Raw genomic sequence first — 22,232 nt, forward strand, 5'->3', positions numbered from 1 at the left:
CATGTAGGCGTCGTAAGCGTGGACCTCACCGCCCTTACGTACCTGCACAACGAGCTTGCGGACTCCTTCTGAACTCCCGGCAAGCGGGGCGCATCCCCGCGTGCGCGGGGAGTACACCGCCTGACCTGGAGCTTAGTGCACTTAGCCCACCAAGGTTCTTCCGACTCTGCGTGATCGCTTGCCAACCCGCTCCAACTTGGTGTACAAAGTAGCCACAACTTAGAACACCAAGTACACCAAGGAGATTCCAAGATGCGCAATATCCCCGTCGACACCTCGCAGATGACGTTCATCGCGGCCGGGTCGCCGCGTCCGAAGCTGAAGGACCGCACCACCGGCGAGATCAAGTACAACGCCGACGGCTCCCCGATGTGGCAGCTCAAGGTGCTGGCGCAGGTGGAGGACAACGACGCCGAGACGGTGCTGATCAGCTTCCCGGCCGCGCACGCGATCACCGCCCGCCTGGGCACGCCGCTGACGGTGCAGGGGCTCAGCGCCATGGCGTGGGAGGCCAACGGCCGCCACGGGGTGGCGTTCTCGGCCTCCTCGGTCTCTCCGATCGAGATGCGCAAGGGCTGACCTGCGGTGGCCCTCTGCAAGACCCGTGAGGGTTCGGGGAGGTCCGGCACATGCCGAACTTCCGCCTGACCCTGTGCCCCACCTGCAAAGGCAAAGGAGAAAAGGAATGAAGCGATCGACCACGGGGCCGGTACACGCGCTGGCCCGCCTGCGGCTGGAAGACCGGCCCGGAGACGAGCTGCGGAATCTGCTGGCCTACCTGTCCGGGTTCGCGCCCGAGGCCGTGCACCACGCTATCGACGAGATCGAGGGGGCCGGTAGATGTTGCCGGAGATCCTGTGGGCGGTGCCCCCGGCCGCTGCCGCGGTGCCGCTGTCGGCCGCCGCCTGGCACCACTGGTCGCCCACCACGTGGTCTTACGGTCCGGGCCTCGTGGGCTCGGGACTGCGTGTGTACCTGACCTGGGAGCGGGTCGCGCAGGGGTGCGGCCTCTCGCACACCCGCCACAAGGTGAAGGTCAAGGGCGGGGTGCGCCGCGTGAACGTGGAGAAGAAGCCCAAGCTTCGCCGGTTCCGCCCGACCGCGTACGGATTCCGGGTCCGTGCCCGCCTGCACGACGGACAGACCCCGGACGACTACCGTGACGCGCTCGTCCGGCTGGCGCACGCCTGGCGGGTGGACTCCGTGCGCATCCGCACCTCCGGCCCCGGGTGGGTGGAACTGGTGGCGGCCCGAACGGACCCGTTGAACACGGTGACCGAGGCCCCGCCGCTGGGAGCGGAGGGCTGGGAGCTGTTGAAGGTCCGGATGGGCACGCTGGAGACCGGCGACCCGTGGGTGATCGACTTCCGGCAGGTGCCGCACTGGCTGATCATGGGCGCGACCCAGTCGGGCAAGTCCACGGACATCAACGCCCTGGTGTACGGGCTGGCCCCGCAGCCTGTGGCACTGGTGGGGCTGGACCTCAAGGGCGGTGTGGAGCTGACCCCCTACGCCGATCGGATGTCCCGGCTGGCGACGACCCGGCCGGAGTGCACCGACCTGCTCAGTGGGCTGATGGACATCCTCACCGACCGGATGACCCTGTGCCGTGAGGCGGGGGTACGCAACATCTGGCAGCTCCCCGAAGCGGTGCGGCCGATGCCGATCGTGATCCTGGTCGATGAGGTCGCGGAGCTGTACCTGATGGCGGACAAGTCCGAGAAGGACGAGATCGCCCGCACCTCGACTCTGCTGCTGCGCAACGCCCAGCTCGGCCGCGCCTTCGGCCTGTATCTGGTGGTGGCCGGTCAGCGGGTCGGCTCGGACCTGGGGCCGGGCGTGACGGCGCTGCGCTCGCAGATCACCGGCCGGATCTGCCACCGGGTCAACGACGCCGAGACGGCCAAGATGGCGCTCGGTGACCTGGCCCCGGACTCGCTGTCGGCCGCGATGAAGATCCCCGCCGAGATGCCCGGCGTAGCGGTGACCGTCGGGGCGGACGGCCGGTGGTACCGGGGCCGCTCGGACCTGACCACGGAGGAGATGGCCAAGGAGGCCGCCGCCGCATACGCCGACCTCACACCGCCTTGGGAGCTGCTGGTCTCGGGCGGGATCAAGGAGAAGGAAACCGTCCCGGCCGCAGAGATCGACTGGGACCGACTGGAAGAGGAGATGTCCTGATGACCTGCGAGTTCTGCTCCAAGAAGGCGACGACCCGCGCGATGTCGGGCGGACAGTCGTCCTGGGTGTGCAACGAGCACTACGCCGACATGGAGGCCAACTTCGACGGGGACCTGCGCGGGTTCCGCTCCTGGCTGGGGTGAGCGGTCGTGAAGTACTGGTGCGCCCGGTGCACGAACACGGCCTACACCAAGACCGCCGGCACCGGCGAATGGGTCTGCGAGGCCCATTACAGCGAGATCGAGAGGGGGTGGTGATGCGGTGAAGCGCTTGCTGTCGGTGTCGGCGGACTGGGGTCCGATCCTGGTCCTGGCTACCATCGCCGCCGCCGGATCGTTCACCCACATCCGGGACCTGGCGGAGAAGTCCGGCCAACACGGATGGATGGCGTGGGCAGTGGCCGTGTCCATCGACCTCACCTGTGTCATGGCCGCCCGTGAGCGCCAGCGCGACGCTGCCCGGGATGTCACCGGGCTGACGTGGCCGACCGTGGTCCTGGTCGGGGCGGTGGTGCTGACTCTGGCTGCGAACCTGGCGACGGCTCAGCCCACGGTGTGGGGGTGGATCGTGGCCGCGGTGCCGGCCGCCGCGTTCCTTGTGGCGGTGTCCATGCTGGAGCGCCGCGCAGCCCACACCACCCCCGCGTCCCAGACGGAATCCGCGCCCTCGGAGCCTGCTCCGGCACCCCCGGCCCCGCCGGTGTCGGTGTCGCAGGAGCGGGAGGAGTACACGGTGCGGGAGGTGCACTGGAGCCACACTCCGGCCCCGGCTGAGGCCGTGGCTCCGGTGGCGTCCCCCGCTCCCGGACCGGCTTCCGTGCCAGCACCCGTGTCGGCCCCGGCCGCTGTGGAGCAGGGGCACCCGCTGGCCTCCTACGCCTCCCAGCTCGCAGCCGACTACCGCATCACCCACGGCAGGGAGATCACGGTGACCGCGCTGCGGTCCCGGCTGGGGGTCTCCGAAGAGGTCGCGGCGTCGCTGCGACAGCAGATCACCGAAGGGAGCTGACATGGGCGCCAAGACGTGGGAGTGCCTGGACTGCGACGGGCAGGGCCGTCGCCTGATCAAGAAGAGGCCGCTGTTCCGCCGGTACGGGCCGTGCGACACCTGCGATGGGACCGGCCGCGTCGAGGCGGTGGCCCCGTGAAGGAATGCCGCACCTGCAACGGCGAAGGCGTCCGGGTGGCCGCTTCCACGACCTATCGGGAGCTGGTCGGTCAGCAGAGCTTCTGCCTGGACTGCATGGGCACCGGCAAGGCCCCCACTGACGAGAACTGACACGAGGAAAGGGCGAACACCATGGCGAAGCGCGAGTACGAGACCTGCACCATCTGCAACGGCACGGGCCGGGTCCTGGTCGAGAAGCTGGGAATCCTCGGAGGGCGCCGGTACGGGACCTGCGGGAAGTGCGACGGCTCCGGCAAGACGGTCGTGTTCCGGTACCCCCGCTGATGCAGGACAGCCGCCTGTGCGCCACCTGCTACGGCCTCGGCGTCCTGAGCGAGGGCGACACCTGCAAGGCCTGCCAAGGCCATGGTCACCGCTGATGAATCACCGGACGGGCTGCTTCCACACACCGACCGTCCACCGCCGCACCTGACCAACGAACCCAACAGGAACCCGAAAGGAGGAGGCCGCTATGGGCTGCTGGGACAACCCCGCCAAGAAGGGCGACGACACCACGACCAAGATCACCGTGGGCAAGCCGACCCGCTGACCCGCTCGGCTCCCGGGGGCGTGGGGCTGCTTCCACACACCACCCGCTCCCGGGGCCACCTGCCCGAATCACACGATCACGGCCAAGGAAGGAACGCTCATGGGATGGCGGCTGGAGACCTGCGAAAACTGCGGAGAACTGGTCAGCTACAGCGGCCCGCTCGACTCGGTGCCCGCCCGCTGCTTCAAGTGCCCCGACACCCCGAACTGACACCCGCCCGGCCGTCCGGTTGATGGCCATGCCGCCCTACGGGGCGGTGTGGGGACCAACCGGGTCCACTGAACACGAGAGGAATCCCGCCATGGAGTGCCCGGACTGCGGAACCACTGATGTCCGCTACAGCAAGGCAGACGGGGTCTGGTTGTGCTTCCACTGCGAGAGCGCGTGGACCTGACCGGACACCCCGGGGTGCGGCGCTGCTTCCACACACCGACCGCACCCCGGGTTCACCTGTCCAACGAACCCAACAGGAACGAAGGAGGCGTCACCAGCCTATGACATGCCCGAAGTGCCGTGGTGGCGATATCACCGAGTACAGCTATGACGGCGGCAAGACCGTGACCGGCTACGAGTGCCGCGACTGCGAGCACACATGGTGACCCCCGGCCGCACGATCCGGGTCCGCCTCGAAGGCGCCCCCGGCGACATCGCCGCACTGGCCGACCGCATCACCGGCCTACCCGGTATGCGCGCCGTCCGACGTACCGGCCTGTACCCGAACCGCGGGGACTCCCGAGTCCGCCTCTATCTGGACCTGGCTCCCGCCGACCTCTGAACCTTCGGCCCCGGAGCGGTGCTGCTTCCACACACCCGCCGCCTCGGGGCCTTTCCTCACCTGCCCACAAGGAAGGCTCTGCTTCGCCATGCCCGAACCCGAACCGCTCGCCAACCTGCTCGGCCCCGCCCTGGAACGCATCACCGCCGCCGACGAGAACCACCTTGACCGGTGGATCCAGCGAGCCCGCGCCCTGCGGGGCTGCTCCTGCCCCGTCCGCCTGACCGGTGAGACGGTCAAGGTCGATGACGCCACCGGAGAAGTCCTCTCCCACTACAGCACCGCCACCGAACCGGCCAACGAGCTGCTGATGCGCTGCAAGAACCGCCGCGCCTCGCGCTGCCCCTCATGCTCGGAGGAGTACCGGGCCGATACCTTCCATCTGGTCCGGGCCGGGCTCGTCGGCGGGGACAAGGGCGTCCCGGCCTCGGTCGGCGTCCACCCCCGGGTGTTCGTCACGCTGACTGCCCCGTCCTTCGGGGCCGTCCACCGGGGGCCGGGTAAAGACGGTCGTACCCGCGTGTGCCACCCCCGTCGGAAGGGGGCCGCGTGCTTCAAACACCACCGCGCTGGTGACCCGCTCATCGGGCAACCGCTCGATCACACCGCCTACGACTACCTCGGGCACGTGCTCTGGCACGCGCACACCGGGGAGCTGTGGCGGCGCTTCACCCTGTACCTGCGCAACCACCTCGCCTCGGCCGCCGGGCTGTCACGCACCGAGTTCAACCGGCGGGTCCGGGTGTCCTTCGCCAAGGTGGCCGAGTTCCAGGTCCGGGGCGCGGTCCACTTCCACGCGGTCATCCGCCTCGACGGCTACACCCGCGACCCCGGCGAGTGGCCGCCCCCGCCGGTGTGGGCGGGTCTGGACATGCTCACCGCCGCCGTGGCCTCGGCCGCCCGGACGGTGTCGGTCGCCTCCCCGGTGGTGAACGGCCGCATGTGGGATCTGGCCTGGGGTGAACAGGTGGACGTGCGCCCGATCGAGAACTTCGGCCCCGGCGAAGGGCTGAGCGAGGCAGCGGTGGCGGCCTACATCGCCAAGTACGCCACCAAGGCGGCAGAGGACACCGGCACCCCGGACCGGCGCATCCACGACATCGACCAGGTGGACATGTCGCAGGTGCGCCCGCACATCGGGCGGCTCATCTACACCTGCTGGCGGTTGGGCAATGCCCGCCTGTACCCCCAGCTCGAAGACCTCAAGCTGCGCACGTGGGCGCACATGCTGGGCTTCCGGGGCCACTTCTCCACCAAGTCCCGCCGCTACTCGACGACCCTGGGCAAGCTCCGGCAGGTCCGGGCCGACTTCGCCGCCGGCCGCCCCTGGGACATGGACGCCTTCACCCCGATCGCCCCGGCCGGGCAGGAGACCACGCTGACGCTGACGCTGACGAACTGGAACTATCTCGGGCAGGGCCTCACCCTCGGGGAACTCGCCCTGGCGTCGATGGTGGCCGGTATGGGCCGCGACCGGGACGGGGGCACGCGATGAAGACCCTGGAACGGCTGTGGACCCCGGAGGAGACCGCCTCCTACCTCGGCGTCCCCCTCAAGACCCTGTACCAGTGGCGCTACCGGCGCACCGGTCCCCCGTCGCACCGGGTCGGCCGCCATGTCCGCTACGAGCCGACCGAGGTCCGCGCCTGGGTCCTGGAACAGGGCTGAGGTGACTGATGGGGCGTGTACGCGACCTGTGGTGGCGCAGGGTCAAGCACCCCGACGGGACGGTGACCAAGGAGAAGACGACCCGGCACGGTAGCGGGAAACGCTACCTCGCGGTGTGGGCGGACCCGACCGGGGAGGAGGTGTCCCGGGCGTTCCCGCGCAAGATCGACGCCGAGAACCACGTGGCGCTGATGGAGGCCGACCGGCTGCGCGGGTCCTACGTGGACCCCCGGGCGGGGAAGGTGTCCCTGCGGGAGTACGCAGAGACCCGTTGGCTGCCCCAGCTCGTCCACGTGGCCGAGAGCACCCGGGAGACCTACGAACGGCATCTGCGGCACCGCGTCTACCCGGCCTTCGGGGGCCGCGAGATCGGGAGCATCACCCGGGCCGACGCCAAGTCCTTCGTGGCCAAGCTCAACGGCGACCCCGGCCTGTCGGCCAGTACGGTGCACATCGCCTTCGCGACCCTGCGCATCGTCATGCAGGCCGCCGTCGATGACGAGGTCATCACCTCCAACCCGTGCTCCCGGATCAAGCTGCCCCGCCTGGGTGACCGGGTCATCGACCCGCTCCCGGTGGAAGCGGTCCGGGACATGGCCGACGCCATCACCCCGCGCTACCGGATCGCGGTCTTCCTCGGCGCGGGTGCCGGCCTTCGCCGCGGGGAGGCCCTGGGGCTCACGCTCCCCCGGGTGGTGTTCGCCAAGCGGCACTTGGACATCCGCATGCAGGCACAGAAGGGCAGGCTTGTGGAGCTGAAGACGAAGTACTCCCGGCGCATCGTGCCCGTCGATGACCTGGTGCTCGAAGAGATCGAGCGGCACATGGAGCTGTACGAACCGGCCCCCGGGGACGTGCTGATCAGCAACACGTGGAAGGCCGTGGCCAAGCCCTCGGCGTTCAACTCGGCGTGGTCCCGGGCGGTCAAGAAGGTCGGCCTGCCCGAGGGCACCCGCTTCCACGACCTGCGACACTTCTACGCCTCGGCGCTCATCGCCGCCGGGGTGAACCCCAAGGCCATTCAGCGCCGGATGGGCCACGCCTCCATCACGGAGACGTTCGATACCTACGGGCACCTGTTCCCCGACCACGAGGAACTCGGGCGGGGAGCGATCGACCTGCTCCTGCGCTCCCCCGGCTGATCCGGAATCCGGAACAGGGCCGGAACACGGTCGGCTCCCCCGGCCTGCACCGCAGGTCAAAAGGCTGAAAGGAGGGGAGTCGGCCGGTAAGCCGGATTCTGTCGGTCCGCGAACGGACCGGGCGGTCATCCATCTGGGATCGCCGTTGCCGACGACCTCGGTGCGGTCTACCCGCGGACTCGGGCGGGCCGCCCTCGAACATCCGCGCGGGGATCCTGGGATCCCCTTTTTGACCTTGCTCCGGGTGGGGTTTACCGAGCCGGCCGGATCGCTCCGGCCGCTGGTGGTCTCTTACACCACCGTTTCACCCTTACCACCGCGAGCGGTGGCGGTCTGCTTTCTGTGGCACTGTCCCGCGGGTCGCCCCGGGTCGGTGTTACCGACCACCCTGCCCTGTGGAGTCCGGACTTTCCTCGGATCCGCGCACCCGGCGCGGTCCGCGACCGCCTGGCCGACTCCCCTCGACCACGAAGTCTACCGCCGGTGGCCCGGGCCCGGGCCACCGGCGGTTCAGGCCAGGTGGGAGGTGTCGTTGAACGCGCGCATCACCATGGGGCCGTCGGCGTAGACGTCCACCTCGGTGAGGCTCGCGGTGTCCAGGTGCATCCGGTACAGGGCCTGCACCGGCGCCAGCAGGGCCTGCTGGACCAGCGTCTTGATCGGGGTGACGTGGGTGACGACCAGGACGGTGCGTCCCCGGTACCGCTCCACCAGGGCGTCGCGGGCCGCACCGACGCGCAGCGACACCGCGGCGAAGGCCTCGCCGCCGGGCGGGGCGGCCCGCGGGTCGGACACCCACCGGTCGACCGCCACCGGGTCGTGCTCGCGCGCCTCGGCGAAGGTCATCCCCTCCCAGGCGCCGAAGTCGGTCTCCACGAACCCGTCGTCGACCTCGACCGGGAGCCCCAGGGCCTCGGCGGCGTACTCGGCGGTGCCCCGGGTCCGCAGCAGCGGCGAGGAGACGATGGCGTCGACCCCGCGGCCGGCCAGCCGCCGGGCCGCCGCCGCGGCCTGGGCGCGCCCCGCCTCGGTGAGCGGGACGTCGCCCCGGCCGGCGAAGCGGCGCTCCACCGACAGCGGGGTCTGGCCGTGGCGCAGCAGCAGCAACCGGGTCGGCGAGGTGTCGGGGGCACCCCACCCGGTGCTCACTGGGCCTCCGGCTCCGCAACACGGACCAGGATGCGGCGGCACTCCTCGCAGCGCACCACGTCGTCGGGGGCGGCGGCGCGGATCTCGCCGATCTCGGCCGGGCTCAGCACCAGCTTGCAGCCCTCGCAGCGGCCGTGGCGCAGCGGTGCGGCCGCGACGCCGCCGTACTGGACGCGCAGCTTGTCGTACAGCGACAGCAGCGCTTCGGGGACCTCCTCGGACACCCGCTGCCGGTTCTCGACGACGCGGGCCCGGTCGAGCCCGATCCCGGCGACGGCGGTGTCGCGGCGGGCGACCACCGTCGTGTAGTCGACGCGGGCCTGCTCGGCGGCGGCCGTCAGCCGGACCACCTCCGCCGACAGGGTCTCGACCTGCTCCATCGCCGCCAGGACGACCTCCTCCAGCTCGCCCTGGCGGCGGCCCAGCGAGGCGATCTCGGACTGGAGGTTCTGCAGCTCCTTGCCGCTGGTGATGCGCCCCGACTCCAGGCGCTCGGTGTCGCGGGCGGCGCGGGCGCGCACCTGGTCGACGTCGCTCTCGGCCTTGCGCTGGGCGCGCTCGGCGTCCGACAGGCGGGTCTGGGCGGCGATCAGCTCGCCGTCGAGGCGGTCGGCGAGCTCGGCGAGCCGGGTCGCCTCGGCGACCTCGGGCAGGGTCGCGGCGCGGTGGTCCAGGCGCTGGACCTCCAGGTCCAGTTCCTGGAGGTCGAGCAGTCTGGCCTGAGCGGCGGGTTCGGCTTTCACTTGTTTCTCCTGGGGTGGTCGGAAAAGGCTGGTACGCCGTCCGCGCTCTCAACTCTGTGCAGTTCGATGACACCGTGCAGTTCGATCGGGATGCCCGGCGGCGTGCGGATGTCAGGCCGACGGGAACGCCTGTGACCAGGCGTCCGTCACCGTGGTGGACACACGGGCCTCCACGTTAGCCCCATCGGGGCCCAGGCGCCGAACGAGGGAGTCGGCCAGGGCCGCGGCCCCGTCCGCCAGCCACGGCCACTCACTTGCGAAGTGGGGCGTGTCGACGAGCGCGGGCGCGCCGGGCCGCTCTGCGAACTCCGAGGCGGGGTGGTGGCGCAGGTCGGAGGTGACGAAGGCGTCGACCCCTGCGGCGAGGGCGGCGTCGAGCAGGGAGTCCCCCGCGCCGCCCGACACCGCGACGGTGGTGACGATGCGGTCCGGGTCTCCGGTGGCGCGGACGCCGGGCGCGGTGGCGGGCAGGCCCGCGGCGACCCGGGCGGCGAAGTCGCGCAGCGTCATCGGGGTGTCCAGGGCTCCGACGCGGCCGATGCCGCGGCGGCCGTCGGGGTCGGTGGTGTCGGGCTCCAGGGGGCGCAGCGGGCCGGTGAGCCCGACCGCGCGGGCCAGCGCGTCGGACACCCCCGGGGCGGCGGTGTCGGCGTTGGTGTGAGCGGTGTACAGGGCGATCCCGGCGCGGATGAGCCGGTGCACGATACGCCCCTTGGGGGTGTCGGCGGCGACGCTGTGCACGCCCCGCAGCATGAGCGGGTGGTGGGTGACGATCAGGTCCGCCCCCCAGGTGACCGCCTCGTCGACGACGGCCTCGACGGGGTCGACGGCGAACAGGACCTTGGCGACCCGGTCCGCGGGGTCGCCCACCACCAGTCCCACCCGGTCCCAGGAGGCGGCCCAGGAGGTCGGGTAGACGTCCTCGAAGGCGGCGGTGACGTCGGCCAGCGCGGGGTGTTCGTTCTGCGTGCTCACGGGCACGAGAGTAGCGCCCCTCCGGCCCGGCGCAGGTGCCCGGCGATCTCGGCGGTGACCTGTTCCACGGTGACCCGGGCGTCCAGGCACAGCACGGCCGCGGTGTACTGCGCGACCAGGTGCGGGGAGTCGGCGCTGACGCGGACCCGGCACCGGTCCTCGCCGTCGGGTTCGATGCGCCCGGGGAACGGCCCGTACAGGCGGCCGCGCACCTCCCGCGCGGGCAGGTCCACGGCCAGGTGCACGGTGTGGGCGTAGGTCGCCTCGGCGAACCCGCCGAGCAGGTGGCCGGCCGGGTCGGGCAGGTCGCGCGGGGCGAACCGGCCGTGGGCGGCCCGGACGCCCCCGACCCGGTCCACCCGGAAGGTCCGCCAGCCGTCCCGGTCCAGGTCGTGGGCGATGAGGTACCAGTGGCCGCCGTGCGAGACCAGGTGGTGCGGCTCCACCCGCCGCTCGCCGGGCTCCCCCGACCGGGGCCGGTAGGCGAAGGCGGTGACGACCCGGTCGCGGCAGTGCGCGGCGAGCCGCCCCAGGGTCGCCGGGTCGGTGTCGTCCCGCCCGGCCGGCACGGCGGAGGCGCTGCCGCGGACCGCCGCCAGGCGGGGGCGCAGCCGGGCGGGCAGGATCCGCTCCAGTTTGGCCAGGGCGCTCAGCGCGCCCTCCCGGGCGCCGTCGGCGCTGACCAGCGCGAGCGCTAGGGATACGGCCTCCTCGTCGTCCAGCAGCAGCGGGGGCAGGCCGTGCCCCGAGGCGAGCCGGTACCCGCCCGCGACACCGGGGACCCCCTCGACCCGGTAGTCGAGGCCGCGCAGCCGGTCGACGTCGCGGCGCAGGGTGCGGGCGCTGACGCCGAGCCGGTCGGCGAGGTCGGCCCCGCTCCATTCGCGGCGGGCCTGGAGCAGGGACAGCAGGCGCAGGAGCCGTTGCGGCAGCCCCGCCCGGACGGATTCGCTCATGTCCCCCAGAATGCCGTCCATTGCGGCCGTGATGTGGCCGCATGGGCTCCTACGGTGGCCGGGACCGCACGGGAACGACTTCCGGAGGGCTCCATGACGGATGCGACGAACACCACGAACACGACGAACACGGTGGGCACCGCGGGCACCGCGGCGCGCGACCTGGCCGCCCGGCTGAGGGGGGCCGTGCACGCCCCCGGATCTCCCGGCCACGAACGGGCGGGCACCGGAGTCCAGCTCCTGAACCCCCACCGGCCGGCCGCCGTGGTCGAGGCGGCCGGCGCCGACGACGTGCGCGCGGCCGTGGCGTGGGCGGCCGGGCACGGCCTCCCGGTGGCCGTCCAGGCCACCGGACACGGCCGCGGCACCGGCCTGGCGGGCGGGGTGCTCGTCGCCACGCACCGGATGGACGGGGTGCGGGTGGACCCCGCCCGCCGCACCGCCCGGATCGGGGCGGGCGCCACCTGGCGGCGGGTGATCGGGGCCGCGGCGCCCCACGGGCTGGCGCCGCTGTCGGGCAGCGCCCCGTCCGTGGGCGCGGTGGGCTACACCCTGGGCGGCGGCGTGGGGCTGCTCGCCCGCCGGTACGGGTTCGCCGCCGACCACGTGCGCCGCGTCGACCTGGTCACGGCCGACGGCACGGCCCGGACGGTGACCGCCGACACCGACCCCGAGCTCTTCTGGGCCCTGCGCGGCGGGGGCGGGGACCTGGGGATCGTGACCGCGATGGAGGTCGACCTGTTCCCGGTGGAGCGCCTGTACGGCGGCGGGCTGCTCTTCGACCTGGGCGGGGACCCCGCCCGGGTCCTGGGCGCCTGGTGGGACTGGGCCCGGGACCTGCCCGAGGAGATGACCTCGGGGGTGTCCCTGATCGCCTACCCCGACCTGCCCGGACTCCCCCCGCACCTGCGGGGGCGCCACCTGGCCCGGGTGGCGGTCTCCTGGTCGGGCCCCGTCGACGCGGGCCCCCTCCTGGTGGAACCCCTGCGGTCCGCCGGTCCGCTGCTGGAGGACACCACGGGGGTCCTCCCCTACACCCGCTCGGGGGAGGTGTTCGCCGACCCCGACGAACCGGCGGCCTTCCGCGGCGAGGGCCTGCTCCTGGACGACCTGCCGGTGGAGGACGCCGCCGCTGCCGCCGTGCGGGCGGCGGAGGCCCCCTTCATGTCCGTCATGTCGCTGCGCCACCTGGGCGGTGCCCTGTCCCGCCCGCCCCGGGTCCCCGGCGCCGTCGGCCACCGCGGCGCCACCGCCGCCCTTACCCTGCTGACCCTGGACGGGTCGCGGGACACGCCCGCCATGGCCGACCTGCGCGCGTCGACCACCCGGGCGCTGGCCGGCCGCACCCTGGGGCGCTCGCTGACCCTGTCCTTCGGGGAGATGGACCCCGGCCTCGTCCGCACCGCCTTCTCCCCAGCGGACCACGCCCGCCTGGTCGGGCTGCGCGGGCGGCTCGACCCGCGGGGCCTGGTCCACTCCCACCGGCCGCTGCGGTGACCGCCCGTCCCCGTGGGTGAGCGGGGCCACCGGCCGTCCGGGACAGGGGCCGCGGGAAACGCTCTAGGCTGGTCGGAGCATGAGTACAACGCAGCGCACCCGCTCCCCGCGGCCCCCGTCCCCGGTCGGCGCACACGTCCCGGTCGCCGGCGGCATGGCCGACAAGGGCCTGGCCTACGCGGCCGAGATCGACGCCGAGACCGTCCAGGTGTTCGTGTCCAACCCGCGCGGCTGGGCGACCAACGGGGGCGACCCGGCCCAGGACGCGCGGATGCGCGAACGGGCCGGAGCCGGGCTGCCGGTGTTCGTCCACGCGCCCTACCTGATCAACCCGGGCACCCCCGACGAGCAGGTCGCCGAGAAGTCGGTGGCCTCCCTGGAGCACGCGCTGCGCCGGTCCGCCGAGATCGGGGCGCTGGGCGTGGTCGTGCACACCGGCTCGGCGGTGTCGGGCGGCCGGGAGGCAGGGCTGGCCCGCATGCGGGAACGGCTGCTGCCGCTGCTGGAGCGCCTGGGCGAGGACGTCCCTCCGGTGCTGCTGGAGCCGATGGCCGGGCAGGGCCAGGTACTGTGCGCGACCGTGGACGACCTGGTGCCCTACTTCGAGGCGCTGGAGTGGCACCCGAACGCGGGCGTGTGCCTGGACACCGCCCACCTGTTCGCCGCCGGGCACGACATCTCCACCCGGGAGGGGATGCGCACCGCGCTGGACCGGTTCGGCGAGGTGGTGGGCGCCGACCGGCTGCGGGTGATCCACGGCAACGACTCCAAGGCCCCGTGCGGCAGCAACAGGGACCGGCACGAGAACATCGGGGCCGGGTTCATCGGCGCCGACGCGTTCGGGGAGCTGTTCGTCCACCCGGTGAGCGCGGGGGTGCCGATCGTGGTCGAGACCCCCGGCCCGGCCGGGCCGCACGCCGCCGACGTGGCGGCCCTCAAGAAGCTCCGCGACGGCTAGGAGCCCCCGTCCCGCTCCGGCCGCTCCCGCAGCGGCGGCAGCACGGGGAAGATGTTGACCTGCACCTCGACGCTCTCGGTGTCGGGGTGGTCCCCGGGGGTGCGGCCCTCGAAACGGCGCCCGTAGTCGCGCAGGAAGCCGTACAGCGCCGCGGCGAACTCCCGCGCCTCCTCCGGCGTCATCCGCGCGTGCGACAGGGAGTCGGTCGCCGCGTCCTTCCAGCGGCGCACGTCCGGGTCGTCCGGCCGTTCGCCCACCAGTTCCCGCCAGTCCCGGAAGTGCTCCTCGCGCTGGTGGTAGTAGCGGCCCAGGACCGCCTCGGCGGCCGCCCGGGTGCGCGGGTCGGCGAGGAACTCGTGGCCCTTCATGTTCCAGCCGCCGGGCCGGATGCGCCACCACCGCTCCCGGCCCCCGGAGCGGCCGGGGGCGGCGTCGATGAACCCGAACCGGGACAGCTGGCGCAGGTGGTAGCTGGTGGCGCCGCTGCTCTCCCCCAGGCGCCGGCCCAGGATGGTGGCGGTGGCGGGGCCGTTGCGGGTCAGCTCCTCCAGGAGGCGTCCGCGCAGCGGGTGGGCCAGGCCGCGCAGGGCGCTCGCGTCCACCTGCAGCTGCTCGCCCTCCTCGGGGAAGGCGTCCTCGTCGTCGGTCCGGGGTGCGTCGGGCATGGGTTCACCGTAGCGGTCGAACGCGTGCCGCACCGTCCCCCTCAACGGTCGGCCCCGGCCAGGCGGGCGGCGGCCTCGTCGCACAGCCGGGCGCACTCGGCGATGGTGCGCCGGAAGACCAGGACCGTGGCGACCATGAGCAGGCCGCCGGCCAGGTAGGGCAGCGCGAGGTCGATCCGGCCCAGCAGCCCGCCGACGAACGCGCCCGCCGGGGCCGTGCCCCACCCGACCGTGCGGAAGGCCGCGGAGACCCGGCCGCGCAGGTGGTCGGGGACGACGGTCTGGAAGAACACCGATCCGGCGATGTTGGAGGTGGTCATGGACACGCCGACCAGCGCCCAGGCCGCGGCTGCCGGAACGGCGTGGGTGGTGAACGCCATGGCGGCCAGCCCCAGCCCCATGCCCAGGTAGCCGGCCGTCATCACGGTCCGGCGCCCGACGGCGAGCACCAGCCGGGCGGCCACCGCCGCCCCGAGGATCCCGCCGACCGCGACGGCGGCCAGGAACACGCCGTAGAGGGCCGCCGGGACCTCCAGCACCTGCCGGACGTGCAGCACCATCACGGCGGTGCCCATCTGGATGCCGGCCATGGTCCCGGCGTTGGTGAACATCATGCGGCGGATGAGGCGGTCGCCGAACGCGTGGCCCAGCCCCTCGCGCAGGGAGGCCAGCACCCCCGGCCCCGGGGCCGGCCCGTCCGCGGCCGCGTCGCCGTCGAGGTCCGGGCGCCGGCGCAGCAGCCGGACGACGGTGAACACGAGCACGGCGCACAGGGCGTAGGAGAGGGCGACCCCGGCCACCGGCAGCAGGGCCGCGACCGCGAACAGCAGCCCGGCGACCGGTTTGGCCAGGCAGTCCTGGGCCACCAGGTGCATGCCCTCCTGCCTGCCGTTGGCCCGGTCCAGCAGCCGCCCCGGCACCAGCCGGGCCACGCTGATCCGGGCGGCCGGGTCCGAGACGGTCTCACAGGTGATCACCACGAACAGGACCGCGTACAGGACCCACATCTCGACGCGGCCCGAGGCGACGACCGCGGCCAGTACCGCGACGGCCGCGGCGGCGACCGCGTTGGCCGCCGCCATGGCGCGCAGGCGGTCGACCCGGTCCAGCAGCACCCCGGCGAAGGGGGCGACCAGCAGCCAGGGCAGGAACCGGACGACCAGCAGCCCGGCGACGGCCAGCGGGTCGTGGGTGAGGGTCGCGGCGATCAGCGGCAGCGCGGTGGCGAGCATGCCGTCGCCGAGGTTGGTCAGCCCGGAGGCGGCCAGCAGGCGGTGGAAGGCGCCGCCGAGGCGGTCGGCGCGGGCGGGTGTCCCGGGGTGTGGGGAGGTCATCGCGGCTCCTTTCGGGGATACCGCGAACCTATCCCAAAGATTTCTTTGCAAAGGTATGTGTGCAAATATTTCTTGGCCGTACTCTCCGTGGTCACGGCGACACACCCTCCCGGGGAACCCGCGCGGGGGCCCGGTCGTCCCACAGGACGATGGGTCACAATGGGACGAGGGCCCCGCGCGCGGGGCCGCGGGTCGAGAGAAGGGGTGGCGGCGAATGGATCCGTTCTCCATGGTGTTCGGTGCGGCGATCGCTCTGGGCGGCTTCGTCGTCGGCCGCGTCGTCACGAGACGCCAGGCCCGGGAGGCCGTCGCCGAGCAGCGCAAACAGGAGCAGGCCCGGGCCCTGAACCCCGGCGACCGCGCCCCCCAGCCCCTGTGCGGCTGCGGCCACCACCTCGTCTTCCACGACCAGCAGACCAAGAAGTGCCAGACCCAGGTGGTCATCCCCGGCCGCTGGACCGGCTCGCAGAGCTCCACCTACCGCCAGTGCATGTGCCAGGGCTACCGCGGCCCGGTCCCCCTGGACGAGTACTACGCCCCGGACTACCTCGGCGGAGAGGGCTGACCGCCCGGCTCCGGCGCCCCGCCCCCGTCGACACCCCGTCCCCGCCCCGGACCCCGCCGCGCGCATCGTCCGCCTTCGCCCCGAACCGTCCGCTCCCGGGCCCGGCGGCCCGCGCCGCCGGTGGGCGCGGCCGAAATGACAATGTCCGCCCGCGACAGCAGAATGGGCCCGCACCGAACACCCGACGAGTGGACACACACCAGTGACGACCCCTGCGACACCCACGATCGACCAGCGCATCGCCGAGGAGCTCGGCGTCGGCGCACACCAGGTCAAGGCCGCCGTCGACCTCCTCGACGGCGGGTCGACCGTGCCCTTCATCGCCCGCTACCGCAAGGAGGCCACCGGCGCCCTGGACGACGCCCAGCTGCGCGCCCTGGAAGAGCGCCTGCGCTACCTGCGGGAGCTCGACGAACGCAAGGCCGCCGTCCTGGAGTCGATCCGGTCCCAGGGCAAGCTGACCGAGGACCTGGAGCGGAGCATCCTGGAGGCCGACTCCAAGGCCCGCGTGGAGGACATCTACCTCCCCTACAAGCCCAAGCGCCGCACCAAGGCCCAGATCGCCCGCGAGGCCGGGCTCGAACCACTGGCCGAGGCGCTGATCGGCGACCCGGGCCTGGACCCGCAGGAGACCGCCGCCGCCTACGTCGACGCCGACAGGGGCGTCGCCGACACCAAGGCCGCCCTCGACGGCGCCCGCTCCATCCTCGTGGAGCGCTTCGCCGAGGACGCCGACCTCACCGGCCTGCTGCGCGAGCGCCTGTGGGAGAAGGGCCGCCTGGTCTCCGCCGTCCGCGAGGGCAAGGAGGAGTCCGGCGCCAAGTTCTCCGACTACTTCGACTTCTCCGAGCCCCTCACCGCCCTGCCCTCCCACCGGGTCCTGGCCATGTACCGGGGCGAGAAGGAGGAGGTCCTCACCCTCACCCTGGAGCCCGAGGAGGCCCCGGCCGAGAACCCCGACGGCACCGTCCCCCGGAGCAGCTACGAGAACGCCATCGCCCACCACTTCGGCATCGTGGACCGCGGCCGCCCCGCCGACCGCTGGCTCCAGGAGACCGTCCGCTGGGCCTGGCGCACCCGCATCCTGGTCCGGCTCGACATCGACGTCCGGATGCGCCTGTGGCAGCGGGCCGAGGACGACGGCGTGAACGTGTTCGCCGCCAACCTGCGCGACCTGCTGCTGGCCGCCCCCGCCGGCACCCGCGCCACCCTGGGCCTGGACCCGGGCCTGCGCACCGGCGTGAAGGTCGCCGTCTGCGACCCCACCGGCAAGGTCGTCGCCACCGACACGGTCTACCCGCACGCGCCCCGCCACGACTGGGACGGCTCCATCGACCGGCTGGCCAGGCTGTGCAGAGCCCACGGGGTCGACCTGGTCGCCATCGGCAACGGCACCGCCTCCCGCGAGACCGACCGCCTGGCCGCCGACCTGCTCAAGCGCCACCCCGAGCTGTCCCTGACCAAGGTGATGGTCTCGGAGGCGGGCGCCTCGGTGTACTCGGCCTCCGCCTACGCCTCCGAGGAGCTGCCCGACCTGGACGTGTCGCTGCGCGGCGCCGCCTCCATCGCCCGCCGGCTGCAGGACCCGCTGGCCGAGCTGGTCAAGATCGACCCCAAGTCGATCGGCGTCGGCCAGTACCAGCACGACCTGGCCGAGGCCAAGCTGTCGCGCTCCCTGGACGCCGTGGTCGAGGACTGTGTGAACGGCGTCGGCGTGGACGTCAACACCGCCTCCGTGCCGCTGCTGACCCGGGTGTCGGGCATCACCTCCACCCTGGCCCGCAACATCGTCTCCCACCGCGACGCCAACGGCCCCTTCCGCACCCGCGAGCAGCTCAAATCGGTGCCGCGCCTGGGCCCCAAGGCGTTCGAGCAGTGCGCGGGCTTCCTGCGGGTGCCCGGCGGCGACGACCCGCTGGACGCCTCCGCCGTGCACCCCGAGGCCTACCCGGTGGTGCGCCGCATCCTGGACCGGACCGGGGTCGACCTGCCCTCGCTCATCGGCAACAAGGACGTGCTGGCCAAGGTGCGCCCGCAGGAGTTCGTGGACGATACCTTCGGCCTGCCGACGGTCACCGACATCCTCGCCGAGCTGGACAAGCCCGGCCGCGACCCGCGTCCGGCGTTCACCACCGCCACCTTCAAGGAGGGCGTGGAGACGCTGGGCGACCTGGCCCCGGGGATGATCCTGGAGGGCGTGGTCACCAACGTGGCGGCGTTCGGCGCGTTCGTCGACGTGGGCGTCCACCAGGACGGCCTGGTGCACGTGTCGGCGATGTCGGACAGGTTCGTGCAGGACCCGCGCGAGGTCGTCAAGCCCGGCGACATCGTGAAGGTCAAGGTGCAGGACGTCGACATCCCGCGCAAGCGGATCTCGCTGACCATGCGCCTCACCGACGACGCCCCGGCGGGCGGCGGGCGGGACCGCCGCGGGGACCGGAACGAGCGCGGTGGCGGCGGCCAGGGCGACCGGCGCCGCGGCGACCGCGGCGGCAGTCGGGGCGGCAACCGCGGAGGCAACGCGGGCGGCGGCGGCCGCGGCGGGCAGCAGGCCGCCCCGCAGGGGGCGATGGCCGACGCGCTGCGCCGCGCCGGGCTCGGCCGCTAGGCCGCGCCTTTCGGACCTCCGCCGCGGACGCGTTCGCGCCGGTGCCCCGCCCTCACCCCCGGCCCGGGGCGGGGGCGGGGATCCTCGGCCCCGCGCCGACGTCCTCGCCCTTCCGCCGAGCGGCGGAGGGTCCACGGCCGCGGGCCTCCCCTGAGGGCGTCCCCTCCGGGCCCCTGCGGCACGGGAGGGCGTCCGGGGCGCCTACCGGGAGACGATGGCCACGTCCGCCCACACCTCGCGGGCCGGGGCGACCGGCGCCGGGTGCAGGGCGTCGGGGGTGTTCCACTCCTTGACCGGCGTGGCCCCGGCGGTGACGGCGGGCCAGCCCGGGTCGCCGGTGGCCGCGAAGTCGCGCCAGGCGGCGACCATCCGCGCCGACAGGGCGTGGTGCTCCTCCCCCGGCCCGCCCTCGAACAGGAACGCCCCGAAGTCGCCGTCCAGGTTGCCGAACGCGAACGGCAGGTCCAGGGCGTGGCAGGCGCCCAGGCGGCCGTCCATCACCGTGCTCTCGGCGGCGAACCGGAAGAGGAACGCGCGGCCCCCGGCCCGGGCGTGCGCCTCGGCGAAGCGGACGGTGTACTCGCAGAACAGGGCGTCCCCCTGGATCACGTTGAAGAGCTCGCGCACGGGCGCGCCGGGGTGGGCGGCCCGGTAGACCTCCAGGGCGTCCCCGCGCAGCCCCAGCCTGGACACGAGCCGGTGCAGGACCTCCTCCCGGTCGATCCGCGTCTCTCCGCCGAGCTCCGTGAACAGCCGGAACTCGTGCGCGTTGTGCCCGACGAGCAGGTCGACCCCGGCCCCCGCGCCGCCGGCGGCCGCGGCCAGCGGCTCCTCCGGCAGCTCCGGCCCGCCGACCACGGGCGCGAAGCAGGTGAAGGTCTTGAAGCCGGCGGAGGGCGCGGCCTCCAGGACCGCGTCGACCGCGTCCAGCACCTTCTCCGGAGACAGTGCGGCCAGGCTCTCGGCCTCGTACGGCACCCCGGCGGCCGCGGCGACGCGCTCGCCGACGGACCGGGCCGTCGCGGTGGTGAGCGTGTCACCGGGCACGCTGTGGGCGACGGCGCGGCGGAAGAGGCCCCGCGCGCCGGGTGAGGCCATCAGGCACACCACCGACCCGGCCCCGGCCGACTCCCCGGCGACGGTGACGTTGCCGGGGTCGCCGCCGAAGCCCTCGATGTTGTCGCGGACCCAGCGCAGTGCGGCGGCCTGGTCCAGCAGGCCGCGGTTGTCGGGGCGGCCGGGGACGTGGCCGAATCCCTCGAAGCCGACCCGGTAGTTGACGCCGACCACGACCAGGCCGCTCTCGGCCAGCCGGGTGCCGTCGTAGGCGGGCTCGGAGGAGGCGCCGACGATGTAGGCGCCGCCGTGGATCCACACCAGGACGGGGGCGCGGTCGCCGGGCCGGGCGGAGCTCCAGACGCTGAGGGTGAGGCAGTCGCCGGACATCTCGGGCGACCAGGCGGCCGCGCCGACGAGGTGGGGGCGCTGGGGGGCGGGCGGCCCGAACGCCGTGCAGTCCCGGACCCCGTCCCAGGGAACGGGGGGCGCGGGGGCGGCGAACCGGTGCTCGCCGAAGGGCGCGGCCGCGTAGGGGATGCTCCGGTGGACGATGACGGTCCCGTCCTCGGAGCGGGGCGAGGCCGTGCCGCGGACCCGGCCGCCGGTCGTCGTCACCATGTTCTCGGTCACTGCCGCACTCTCCTCTTCCCTCTTCTTGTGGCCCACACCACACCTAACAGCGTTAGGTAACTTGGCGCAAGCCCCCCGGCCTCCGGGGAGGACATCCGGGCGACCGGCGGGTAACATACCACCCGGTCGGTATGACACGGACGAACGGAGACCCGCCATGCGCGCCATTCAGATCACGGAGTTCGGCGGACCCGAGGTCCTCACCCTCACCGAACTCCCCGACCCCGAGCCGGGACCGCGCGAGCTGCTGGTCGAGGTGACCCGGGCCGGGATCAACTACGCGGACACCCACCAGGCCGAGAACAGCTACCTGGCGCCGGCCACCCTCCCGATGGTGCCGGGCTCGGAGGTGGCCGGACGCACCGCCGACGGCCGCCGGATCGTCGCCCTGACCACCGGCGGCGGCTACGCGGAGAAGGCCGTGGTCGACCCGAACACGGCCTACGACATCCCCGAGGGCGTCACCGACGAGGCCGCCCTGGCCCTCGTCGTCCAGGGCGCCACCGCGTGGGTCCTGCTGCGCAAGAGCGCCCGCATGCAGCCCGGCGAGTCCGTGGTGGTGCACGCCGCCGCGGGCGGAGTGGGCACCCTGGCCGTGCAGCTGGCCCGGCTGTTCGGCGCGGGCCGGGTGATCGCCGTGGCGAGCAGCGCGGACAAGCGCGACCTGGCCCTGGACCTGGGCGCGGACGCCGTCGTGGACTCCGCGGCCCCGGACATGACGGCGGCGCTGATCGAGGCCAACGGCGGCCGCCGGGTGGACGTCGTGCTGGACATGGTGGGCGGCCGGGTCACCGACGAGAGCGTGCGCGCCCTGGCCCCGTTCGGGCGGCTGGCCTTCTACGGCATGGCCTCGCGAGAGCTCCCCTCCCCGGTCAAGCTGCCCAACCTGATGCGGTTCTCCACGACGGTGGCCGGGATGTGGCTGCCGCACGTGTGGATGCTGCCGGGGGACGTCATGGGCCAGGCGATGGCGGAGATGTTCACGCTGGTGGCCGACGGGGACCTGAGGACGGTCACCGGCGGGGTCCACCCGCTGGCGCAGGCCCGGGAAGCGCACGAGGCACTGCGTTCGCGGGGCACGATCGGCAAGCTCCTGCTCGACCCCACCGCCTGAATCCGGCACCGCCGCGATCCATAGTGGCCGGAATCGACACCTTGACAACGTAGATCATGAAATGTCCGAATCACCGCGCCGGAACGGCGGGGCCCGCGTCCCCGGACACGGGCCCCCGCGCTCACCTCTCGGAGGCCCCGTACACCAGGTCCGCGTAGTCGGGGTGGCGCTGGATCCACCCCTTGACGAACGGGCACAGCGGGAGCACGTCCAGGTCGCGGCCGCGCACGTCGTCCAGGGCGCCGCGGACCAGCGCGCCGCCCAGTCCCCGGCCCTCGTGGGCCGGGTCGATCTCGGTGTGGGTGAAGGTGATGAGCCCGTCGGTGAGGATGTACTCGGCGAAGCCGGCCACCTCGCCGTCGACACGGATCTCGTAGCGCTTGTTCTCGGGGGCGTCGGCCACCTCGGTCGCCATGGCGGGAGCCTTTCGTGTATCGCTGCCGCGGTCCCGCTCGGACCGCAGGGGCCATTGTGCCGTCCCCGCGTCCCGCGCGCC

General features: G+C 73.3%; 23 protein-coding genes and 1 other RNA gene. 15 read left to right on the top strand and 9 right to left on the bottom strand.

The annotated features are described in order from the left end of the window. Positions 1-252: 252 nt before the first annotated feature. The 10 genes from ABZ249_RS22680 (at position 253) to ABZ249_RS22725 (ending at position 7,483) form a co-directional block, all read left to right on the top strand. Complete coding sequence (locus ABZ249_RS22680; protein WP_355266253.1) at positions 253-579, top strand: hypothetical protein; 327 nt, start codon at positions 253-255, stop codon at positions 577-579. A gap of 261 nt (positions 580-840) precedes the next feature. Next, complete coding sequence (locus ABZ249_RS22685; RefSeq protein ID WP_355266256.1) at positions 841-2,181, top strand: FtsK/SpoIIIE domain-containing protein; 1,341 nt, start codon at positions 841-843, stop codon at positions 2,179-2,181. Further along, positions 2,181-2,324, top strand: coding sequence for a hypothetical protein (locus tag ABZ249_RS22690; protein ID WP_355266259.1), 144 nt, complete (start codon positions 2,181-2,183; stop codon positions 2,322-2,324). The genes ABZ249_RS22685 and ABZ249_RS22690 overlap by 1 nt, the downstream gene beginning before the upstream one ends. A gap of 118 nt (positions 2,325-2,442) precedes the next feature. Next, positions 2,443-3,189, top strand: a complete 747-nt coding sequence (locus tag ABZ249_RS22695) for a DUF2637 domain-containing protein (protein ID WP_355266262.1) — start codon at positions 2,443-2,445, stop codon at positions 3,187-3,189. 1 nt (position 3,190) lies between these two features. Then, positions 3,191-3,328, top strand: a complete 138-nt coding sequence (locus ABZ249_RS22700) for a molecular chaperone DnaJ (RefSeq protein WP_355266265.1) — start codon at positions 3,191-3,193, stop codon at positions 3,326-3,328. Between the two features lie 152 nt (positions 3,329-3,480). Continuing rightward, positions 3,481-3,633, top strand: a complete 153-nt coding sequence (locus tag ABZ249_RS22705; RefSeq protein ID WP_355266268.1) for a molecular chaperone DnaJ — start codon at positions 3,481-3,483, stop codon at positions 3,631-3,633. An 857-nt stretch (positions 3,634-4,490) separates the two neighbouring features. Beyond that, positions 4,491-4,673, top strand: a complete 183-nt coding sequence (locus ABZ249_RS22710) for a hypothetical protein (RefSeq protein ID WP_355266271.1) — start codon at positions 4,491-4,493, stop codon at positions 4,671-4,673. Positions 4,674-4,761: 88 nt separating this feature from the next. After that, positions 4,762-6,168 carry a replication initiator gene (locus ABZ249_RS22715; RefSeq protein ID WP_355266273.1) on the top strand — a complete coding sequence of 469 codons (1,407 nt, stop codon included), beginning with the start codon at positions 4,762-4,764 and terminating at the stop codon, positions 6,166-6,168. Then, a complete protein-coding gene (locus ABZ249_RS22720) occupies positions 6,165-6,341 on the top strand; it encodes a helix-turn-helix domain-containing protein (RefSeq protein ID WP_355266276.1) in 177 nt (58 codons plus the stop codon). Before ABZ249_RS22715 ends, ABZ249_RS22720 begins: the two co-directional genes overlap by 4 nt. A gap of 8 nt (positions 6,342-6,349) precedes the next feature. Then, the gene (locus ABZ249_RS22725) at positions 6,350-7,483 is read left to right on the top strand and encodes a site-specific integrase (RefSeq protein ID WP_355266279.1); all 1,134 of its coding nucleotides are present in this window, start codon (positions 6,350-6,352) and stop codon (positions 7,481-7,483) included. A 71-nt stretch (positions 7,484-7,554) separates the two neighbouring features. On the opposite strand, the gene rnpB is transcribed toward ABZ249_RS22725, so the two are convergent. The 5 genes from rnpB to ABZ249_RS22750 all read right to left on the bottom strand — a co-directional run bounded on the left by rnpB (position 7,555) and on the right by ABZ249_RS22750 (position 11,306). Further along, an RNA gene (gene rnpB, locus ABZ249_RS22730) (RNase P RNA component class A) lies at positions 7,555-7,942 on the bottom strand. Between the two features lie 51 nt (positions 7,943-7,993). After that, on the bottom strand, positions 7,994-8,632 hold the full coding sequence (locus ABZ249_RS22735) for a histidine phosphatase family protein (protein WP_355266282.1): 639 nt from the start codon (positions 8,630-8,632) through the stop codon (positions 7,994-7,996). Beyond that, positions 8,629-9,375 (bottom strand): C4-type zinc ribbon domain-containing protein, encoded by a 747-nt coding sequence (locus ABZ249_RS22740; protein ID WP_355266285.1) that lies wholly within the window; start codon positions 9,373-9,375, stop codon positions 8,629-8,631. The genes ABZ249_RS22735 and ABZ249_RS22740 overlap by 4 nt, the downstream gene beginning before the upstream one ends. Positions 9,376-9,486: 111 nt before the next feature. Beyond that, entirely contained in the window at positions 9,487-10,356 is an 870-nt protein-coding gene (locus ABZ249_RS22745) for a Nif3-like dinuclear metal center hexameric protein (protein ID WP_355266288.1), read from the bottom strand. Further along, positions 10,347-11,306: a YafY family protein gene (locus tag ABZ249_RS22750; protein ID WP_355266291.1), complete on the bottom strand. Its 960-nt coding sequence runs from the start codon at positions 11,304-11,306 to the stop codon at positions 10,347-10,349. Before ABZ249_RS22750 ends, ABZ249_RS22745 begins: the two co-directional genes overlap by 10 nt. A gap of 93 nt (positions 11,307-11,399) precedes the next feature. Between ABZ249_RS22750 and ABZ249_RS22755 the strand changes: the two genes are divergently transcribed. Next, positions 11,400-12,803, top strand: a complete 1,404-nt coding sequence (locus ABZ249_RS22755; RefSeq protein WP_355266294.1) for an FAD-binding oxidoreductase — start codon at positions 11,400-11,402, stop codon at positions 12,801-12,803. Positions 12,804-12,882: 79 nt separating this feature from the next. Further along, positions 12,883-13,761: a deoxyribonuclease IV gene (locus ABZ249_RS22760; RefSeq protein ID WP_355266297.1), complete on the top strand. Its 879-nt coding sequence runs from the start codon at positions 12,883-12,885 to the stop codon at positions 13,759-13,761. Here ABZ249_RS22760 and ABZ249_RS22765 read toward each other — a convergent pair. Both ABZ249_RS22765 and ABZ249_RS22770 read right to left on the bottom strand, forming a co-directional pair. Then, positions 13,758-14,426 carry a helix-turn-helix domain-containing protein gene (locus tag ABZ249_RS22765; protein ID WP_355266300.1) on the bottom strand — a complete coding sequence of 223 codons (669 nt, stop codon included), beginning with the start codon at positions 14,424-14,426 and terminating at the stop codon, positions 13,758-13,760. The genes ABZ249_RS22760 and ABZ249_RS22765 overlap by 4 nt on opposite strands. Positions 14,427-14,467: 41 nt before the next feature. Next, complete coding sequence (locus ABZ249_RS22770) at positions 14,468-15,760, bottom strand: MFS transporter (protein ID WP_355266303.1); 1,293 nt, start codon at positions 15,758-15,760, stop codon at positions 14,468-14,470. A gap of 214 nt (positions 15,761-15,974) precedes the next feature. Here ABZ249_RS22770 and ABZ249_RS22775 point away from each other — a divergent pair, with 214 nt between their 5' ends. Both ABZ249_RS22775 and ABZ249_RS22780 read left to right on the top strand, forming a co-directional pair. Then, entirely contained in the window at positions 15,975-16,325 is a 351-nt protein-coding gene (locus tag ABZ249_RS22775; RefSeq protein WP_220560142.1) for a hypothetical protein, read from the top strand. A gap of 202 nt (positions 16,326-16,527) precedes the next feature. Then, positions 16,528-18,933, top strand: coding sequence for a Tex family protein (locus ABZ249_RS22780; protein WP_355266306.1), 2,406 nt, complete (start codon positions 16,528-16,530; stop codon positions 18,931-18,933). A gap of 201 nt (positions 18,934-19,134) precedes the next feature. On the opposite strand, the gene ABZ249_RS22785 is transcribed toward ABZ249_RS22780, so the two are convergent. Next, positions 19,135-20,610 carry a carboxylesterase family protein gene (locus tag ABZ249_RS22785; RefSeq protein ID WP_355266356.1) on the bottom strand — a complete coding sequence of 492 codons (1,476 nt, stop codon included), beginning with the start codon at positions 20,608-20,610 and terminating at the stop codon, positions 19,135-19,137. A 169-nt stretch (positions 20,611-20,779) separates the two neighbouring features. On the opposite strand from ABZ249_RS22785, the gene ABZ249_RS22790 reads away from it, so the two are divergent. Next, positions 20,780-21,736 carry an NADPH:quinone oxidoreductase family protein gene (locus ABZ249_RS22790; protein WP_220560141.1) on the top strand — a complete coding sequence of 319 codons (957 nt, stop codon included), beginning with the start codon at positions 20,780-20,782 and terminating at the stop codon, positions 21,734-21,736. Positions 21,737-21,857: 121 nt separating this feature from the next. Here the strand turns inward: ABZ249_RS22790 and ABZ249_RS22795 are convergent, their stop codons facing one another. Next, the gene (locus ABZ249_RS22795; protein WP_355266309.1) at positions 21,858-22,151 is read right to left on the bottom strand and encodes a GNAT family N-acetyltransferase; all 294 of its coding nucleotides are present in this window, start codon (positions 22,149-22,151) and stop codon (positions 21,858-21,860) included. Positions 22,152-22,232: the final 81 nt, after the last annotated feature.

It is taken from the genome of Nocardiopsis sp. NPDC006139, from assembly GCF_040614155.1.
Classification (GTDB): Bacteria; Actinomycetota; Actinomycetes; order Streptosporangiales; family Streptosporangiaceae; genus Nocardiopsis; species Nocardiopsis changdeensis.

Coding starts and splice junctions, on each gene's coding strand:
- ABZ249_RS22680 (WP_355266253.1), top strand. CDS start 253: ATGCGCAATATCCCCGTCGACACCTCGCAGATGACGTTCATCGCGGCC.
- ABZ249_RS22685 (WP_355266256.1), top strand. CDS start 841: ATGTTGCCGGAGATCCTGTGGGCGGTGCCCCCGGCCGCTGCCGCGGTG.
- ABZ249_RS22690 (WP_355266259.1), top strand. CDS start 2,181: ATGACCTGCGAGTTCTGCTCCAAGAAGGCGACGACCCGCGCGATGTCG.
- ABZ249_RS22700 (WP_355266265.1), top strand. CDS start 3,191: ATGGGCGCCAAGACGTGGGAGTGCCTGGACTGCGACGGGCAGGGCCGT.
- ABZ249_RS22705 (WP_355266268.1), top strand. CDS start 3,481: ATGGCGAAGCGCGAGTACGAGACCTGCACCATCTGCAACGGCACGGGC.
- ABZ249_RS22710 (WP_355266271.1), top strand. CDS start 4,491: ATGGTGACCCCCGGCCGCACGATCCGGGTCCGCCTCGAAGGCGCCCCC.
- ABZ249_RS22715 (WP_355266273.1), top strand. CDS start 4,762: ATGCCCGAACCCGAACCGCTCGCCAACCTGCTCGGCCCCGCCCTGGAA.
- ABZ249_RS22720 (WP_355266276.1), top strand. CDS start 6,165: ATGAAGACCCTGGAACGGCTGTGGACCCCGGAGGAGACCGCCTCCTAC.
- ABZ249_RS22725 (WP_355266279.1), top strand. CDS start 6,350: ATGGGGCGTGTACGCGACCTGTGGTGGCGCAGGGTCAAGCACCCCGAC.
- ABZ249_RS22750 (WP_355266291.1), bottom strand. CDS start 11,306: ATGAGCGAATCCGTCCGGGCGGGGCTGCCGCAACGGCTCCTGCGCCTG.
- ABZ249_RS22755 (WP_355266294.1), top strand. CDS start 11,400: ATGACGGATGCGACGAACACCACGAACACGACGAACACGGTGGGCACC.
- ABZ249_RS22760 (WP_355266297.1), top strand. CDS start 12,883: ATGAGTACAACGCAGCGCACCCGCTCCCCGCGGCCCCCGTCCCCGGTC.
- ABZ249_RS22765 (WP_355266300.1), bottom strand. CDS start 14,426: ATGCCCGACGCACCCCGGACCGACGACGAGGACGCCTTCCCCGAGGAG.
- ABZ249_RS22770 (WP_355266303.1), bottom strand. CDS start 15,760: ATGACCTCCCCACACCCCGGGACACCCGCCCGCGCCGACCGCCTCGGC.
- ABZ249_RS22775 (WP_220560142.1), top strand. CDS start 15,975: ATGGATCCGTTCTCCATGGTGTTCGGTGCGGCGATCGCTCTGGGCGGC.
- ABZ249_RS22785 (WP_355266356.1), bottom strand. CDS start 20,610: ATGGTGACGACGACCGGCGGCCGGGTCCGCGGCACGGCCTCGCCCCGC.
- ABZ249_RS22790 (WP_220560141.1), top strand. CDS start 20,780: ATGCGCGCCATTCAGATCACGGAGTTCGGCGGACCCGAGGTCCTCACC.
- ABZ249_RS22795 (WP_355266309.1), bottom strand. CDS start 22,151: ATGGCGACCGAGGTGGCCGACGCCCCCGAGAACAAGCGCTACGAGATC.